This is a genomic window from Clostridioides sp. ZZV14-6387, from assembly GCF_020657835.1.
Taxonomy (GTDB): domain Bacteria; phylum Bacillota; class Clostridia; order Peptostreptococcales; family Peptostreptococcaceae; genus Clostridioides; species Clostridioides difficile_A.
Genome location: NZ_JAGWCW010000147.1, coordinates 1 through 356, shown reverse-complemented (window position 1 = coordinate 356; position 356 = coordinate 1). Strand labels below are relative to the sequence as shown.

Sequence of the window (356 nt, the reverse complement as noted above, 5' to 3'; positions counted from 1 at the left end):
GAGCATATACTATTATCAAGACAAGTTGGTGTACCATATATAGTAGTATTCTTAAACAAATGTGACATGGTAGATGACGAAGAGTTATTAGAACTAGTAGAAATGGAAGTAAGAGATTTATTAACAGAATATGATTTCCCAGGAGATGATACTCCAATAATAAGAGGGTCAGCATTAATGGCATTAGAAGATCCAAAGAGCGAGTGGGGAAATAAGATAGTAGAGTTATTCGAGCAAATAGATGAGTATATACCAGCTCCAGAGAGAGATACAGATAAACCATTCTTAATGCCAGTAGAGGACGTATTCTCAATCACAGGAAGAGGAACAGTTGCAACAGGAAGAGTAGAAAGAGG

General features: G+C 36.5%; 1 protein-coding gene. It reads left to right on the top strand.

Annotated features, from left to right (window positions below; genetic code table 11):
- Nucleotides 1-356 (top strand): GTP-binding protein (locus KGF38_RS20150; protein WP_227832705.1); only part of this gene is annotated, 356 nt, incomplete at both ends.